The sequence below is a fragment of the Frankia sp. CoWAU3 genome (genome assembly GCF_977971855.1).
Window position 1 is genome coordinate 1 of the sequence record NZ_CDWWXB010000074.1, and the last position, 4,450, is coordinate 4,450.

The following is a 4,450-nucleotide window of genomic DNA, read 5'->3' on the forward strand; positions in this document are numbered from 1 at the left end:
GAAGACAGGGCTAGCGGCCCCCTCCAGCCGGGACCCGGGTACCGGCTCGGGTACGGGCTCGGCTACCGGCCACGCGGCCGTGCGGGCGGGCCGGCTCCGAGACGGCGGCAGCGTCGCCGGCATCCGGCCCATCGACTTCAGGGCTCCCCCACCGGCCCTGTCCCGGCGGGTCCGCTCGTGGCCGGCCGGAGGCAGCGCCCGGTGACATCCGGTCCGGGGCGCGCCGGGGTTCCCCGGCGGTCCGTGGGCCGTCGTCCCTGATCGCGTGCTGGTACCCGGTGAAGCTGACCTCGTCCAGTAGCCCGGAACCCGGCCGAAGTCCGGAACCCGGCCGACCGCCTCCCCGGGAGAAGCCGTCCGGGTCCGGAAGAGATCCCCGGTCCAGCCCGGACGGCGCGCGCGGGTCCGGGGGAGACGAGGAATACGCGGGTCGGTGCCGGGGGGCATCGACCCCACCCGGCGGGGAGACACCCGCGCCGCGTGGGTCGGGCCAACCGCCGCGATGGGCGGGCCGCTGCGCCGGCTCGGGCCGCTCCCCGGGCGGGACTGGCCCGCCCGGGGACCGCCAGGCCGAGGCCGGCCGATCAACCTGCGCGGGCGTCACTGTATGAGATTGTACGATATCGTACGGTATGGGATCGTCCCCGTACGCCGGTCCGTCGAACGTCGGCGCGGCGGCTCGCGACGAGTGGCGGGGCTCGGGCCTCCTGGCGGATCTCGTCGCCAGCGTGCTGAACGCGACGATCCGGCCCTCGGACGGCTGGCGGCGCCGGGGCGCGGCGGTTCCCTCAGCTGCCGGACCCGACCGGGGAGCGGCCCGAGCCGCGTTGGCAGGGAGGTCACGCACGGGGTCCGAGAAGTTCCGCGCCGGGTCGTGAACCGGACCGGCGGGCGGGCCGGGATCGGCGCCATCGCCCACCCGACCATGGTCCACCCGACCATGGTCCACCCGACCATGGTCCACCCGACCATGGTCCACCCGACCATGGTTCAGTCGCGGCTGCGCGCGCGTGCCACCGTGCGAGTTCCTGCCCTCAGCGACCATCACCCGCCCCTTCCCGCCCCCGGCGCCTGGGCGCCACGTCACCGCACCATCCACCGACGACGCGAACAACGCCGACAATCACCACCCTACGGAGGTGACCCGGGACAACCCCGACACCGACCACGGTCATATATCGCAATCTACCCCAGAGTAGTCCTGCCAACACGAATCAGAACAGTCGGCCCATCGGTTATCACATCACTTTTCGGTGTTCCATCAGGACATTCCGCCCGGAGCCGGGCCGGGCCGGGCTAACGCTTCTTGACCCGGCACACCCGTTCGAGGATGAGGCCCCCGGTCAACAGCACCATCGCCGCAGCCAACCCGAGACCCGCGGTGAGCGCGTCGCCGCCCGCGGTCGGGAACTCCCCCGTGCGGGGCATGGTGTAGCCGAACACACCCGCCCAGATGCCGGCAAGCGCCGCTCCGACGACGGAGCTCGCCTTGGCCAACGCGGCGAGCCGGGCGACGGTGAGCGGGAGGATCGGCCGCGTTCCCCGCCGCCCCTCCAGCCGGCGACGGGTCAGGGATGCGACCTGGAGCTCGATGGCACCGATCATGAGAACCGACACCGACGCTGTTCGCGGCAGCGTGGGAATCGATCGGTACGCCCACCACAGCAGCAGGTACCCGAGTACCCCGAACGCCACCGCGACCGCGATGAGATCACGCGCCCGGGTCGGTCTCACCTGGCCGCCTCTTCGGCGTCACTGCCGTCGACGGCGGGATCGGTGACGGCACCGGCCCCCGGATCCGCCTCGACCACGGGATCCGGCAGCGACCACGGGGTCCGGCGCAGACCGGCCGGGTGCTTCCCCGCGGCCATCCGGGCGACCAGATCGGCGACCCGCCCGTGCCCGGGCAGCGTCGCCTCGGGATCAACGTCCAGCCAGGGCACGCAGACGAAGGCCCGCAGATGTGCTCGGGGATGCGGCACGAGGATCTCGGGGTCATCACTGCGCAGGTCACCGATCGCGATGACATCGACGTCGAGCGTTCGCGGGCCCCACCGGACGGCCCGGACCCGCGCGGCCCGTTCCTCCACCTCGCGGACGACCTCGAGCAGATCACGCGGGGGTGCCGGGCGCACCAGGACGACGGCGTTCAGGTAGTCGTCCTGCTCGGGTCCACCGACGGGTGCCGTCTCGTACACCGGTGAGCCGGCGAGCACCCCCAGCGCGCGGTCGAGCCGGTGGACGGCGGCGGACAGCCGGCCCAGACGATCGCCGAGGTTGGACCCGAGCGACAGCACCGCATGGTCCGGCCGGGTCATCATCCGGTCACCCGCCATCGGTGGCGACCCCCGCAGCCGCGTCCGGCGCGGTCACCGACTCGCCGCCGTCGACCCGGTTGCGGACGATCGTCACCGCGACATCGGCGAACGGAAGCGCGATCGGGGCCGCGGGCTTGTGGACAGTCACCTCGGCCCGCATCACCCGACCGTCCCGCAGACAGGCGCGGACGAGTCGATCGGCGAGGGTCTCAATCAGATTCACGGGTTCTCCGGTGACGATCCCGGCAAGGGTCTCGGCAAGCTCGCCGTAGTGCACGGTGCGGGTCACGTCGTCGTGGAACGCCGCCGAAGAGAGGTCGAGCCACAGCGTGGCATCGACGACGAACTCCTGGCCAAGATCCCGTTCCGCCGCCAGAACCCCGTGGTAGCCGCGAGCCCGCAGCCCCGACAGGGTGATCCGGTCGAGCGACGTGGCCCTCGATTGGGAGGCGACCTCCGCTGCGGAGCCCGTCACCGCGGAGCCCACGGAACCTCCCGATCTTCCACGCGGCCGGGATCCACGGCCCGGCCGGGATCGGCCTCGGGTCCGTCCCCGCGCCGGTCACTATCGTCCCGCCAGGCGCGCACGACCCGCACGGCGTCGGCGGCCGGCCGGACGGCGTGCACCCGCACGCCCCACACCCCGGCCGCGGCCAGCAACGCGGTGGTCGCCTGGGTGGCGTCGTCCCGGTCGGCAACCGGCCGGGACGGGCCGTTCGCGTCCGCCAGTACCGAGCCGAGAAACGACTTGCGGGACGTGCCGACGAGCAGCGGCCGGCCGAGCGTGACGAAGGCGTCGATGTGGCGCAGAAGCGTCCAGTTGTGCCGGGCGGTCTTGGCGAAGCCGATGCCGGGGTCGAGGATGACCCGATCCTCGGCGATCCCGGCGGCCAGCACGGCCCCGAGCCGGTCCACGAGCTCCGCGACCACCTCCGCGACCACGTCGCGGTACACCGCCCGGGACGCCATGTCCGCACTGGTCCCCCGCCCATGCATCAGCACGTAGTGCACGCCACGGTCGGCGACGAGACCGAGCAGATCGGGATCGGCGCCGCCGGACACGTCGTTGACGAGCACCGCCCCGGCGTCGACCGCGGCGGCGGCCACAGCGGCACGGCTGGTGTCGACGCTGACCCGGACGCCCGCGGCGGCGAGCTCGGCCACCACCGGAAGCACGCGACGCATCTCCTCGGCGGCGATGACCCGAGACGCGCCCGGTCGGGTCGACTCGCCACCGACGTCGACGAGATCCGCCCCGTCGTCGGCCATCCGCAGCCCGGCCCGGACCGCGTCCAGCGGATCGAGGTAGGTACCGCCGTCCGAGAACGAGTCCGGCGTGACGTTGACGACGCCCATCACCCTGGTCAGGCCGCCCGGCAGGAGGAGTTCCTCGACGGTCCCGCTCATGGGAGACCTCCACCGGACGTCGCATCCAGCGGCGCACGGCGGTAGGTGTAGCGGTAGACCGGCCGGAAACCAAGATCGGCGTACAGGCCCCGCGCCGCGGCGCTGACCTCTTCGACCTGCAGATACGCATGAGTGGCGCCTCTGCCCGCAGCCCACTCGGCGAGTGCCGCGATAACCCGGCGGGCCGCGCCCCGGCCACGGGCCACGGGCAGGGTGGCCATGCTGTAGACACCCAGCCAACGGTCGTCCGCGATGCCGCGTCCGACCGCCGCCGGCATGCCGTCCACGGTCAGGGTGATGTAGATGGTGGGCAGCCGCAGCGCCGAGAGCACCGCGAGCGTGCCGGGCCGCTGCGCGTTGAACGTCGTCAGCACCTGGCCGGCGACATCCAGCCACTCATCCGCCGGCGTGGTGGTGACGGTCATCCCCACCGAGCCGGCAGCCGCCGGTGCCCGGTCGGCACCACGCACAAGGCCGGCGAGAGGCGCCGTGCAGACGTCGGTAGGACCGGTGTCGTCGTACCCGGCGGCGTCGAGGACCGCGCCGAGCCCGGTCGGCCGGGAGAAGGGTGTCAGCTGGAAGGTCGGCGGCAGACCGGCGGCGGTGTAGAAATCCCGCACCGTGGCAAGCGCCGCGGCGAGGTCGGGCACGTCGCCGCGGGCCCAGACCGAGTTGCCTCGCCGGGACGATCCGGCGGACTCGCGCAGCACCCACCCGGCCTGTTC

5 protein-coding genes are annotated in these 4,450 nt (G+C 73.2%); all 5 read right to left on the reverse strand.

All coding sequences use genetic code 11. The annotated features are described in order from the left end of the window. Nucleotides 1-1,296: 1,296 nt before the first annotated feature. Entirely contained in the window at nucleotides 1,297-1,734 is a 438-nt protein-coding gene (locus AC08ON_RS09075) for a DUF3180 domain-containing protein (protein ID WP_476607204.1), read from the reverse strand. Further along, a complete protein-coding gene (gene folK, locus AC08ON_RS09080) occupies nucleotides 1,731-2,336 on the reverse strand; it encodes a 2-amino-4-hydroxy-6-hydroxymethyldihydropteridine diphosphokinase (protein WP_476607203.1) in 606 nt (201 codons plus the stop codon). Before folK ends, AC08ON_RS09075 begins: the two co-directional genes overlap by 4 nt. Further along, the gene (gene folB, locus AC08ON_RS09085) at nucleotides 2,326-2,793 is read right to left on the reverse strand and encodes a dihydroneopterin aldolase (protein WP_476607202.1); all 468 of its coding nucleotides are present in this window, start codon (nucleotides 2,791-2,793) and stop codon (nucleotides 2,326-2,328) included. The genes folK and folB overlap by 11 nt, the downstream gene beginning before the upstream one ends. Next, entirely contained in the window at nucleotides 2,790-3,725 is a 936-nt protein-coding gene (folP, locus tag AC08ON_RS09090) for a dihydropteroate synthase (protein WP_476607201.1), read from the reverse strand. The genes folB and folP overlap by 4 nt, the downstream gene beginning before the upstream one ends. Then, nucleotides 3,722-4,450, reverse strand: a 729-nt coding sequence (locus AC08ON_RS09095; protein ID WP_476616784.1) for a GNAT family N-acetyltransferase, incomplete at its 5' end; no start/stop codon positions are given. The genes folP and AC08ON_RS09095, both read right to left, overlap by 4 nt.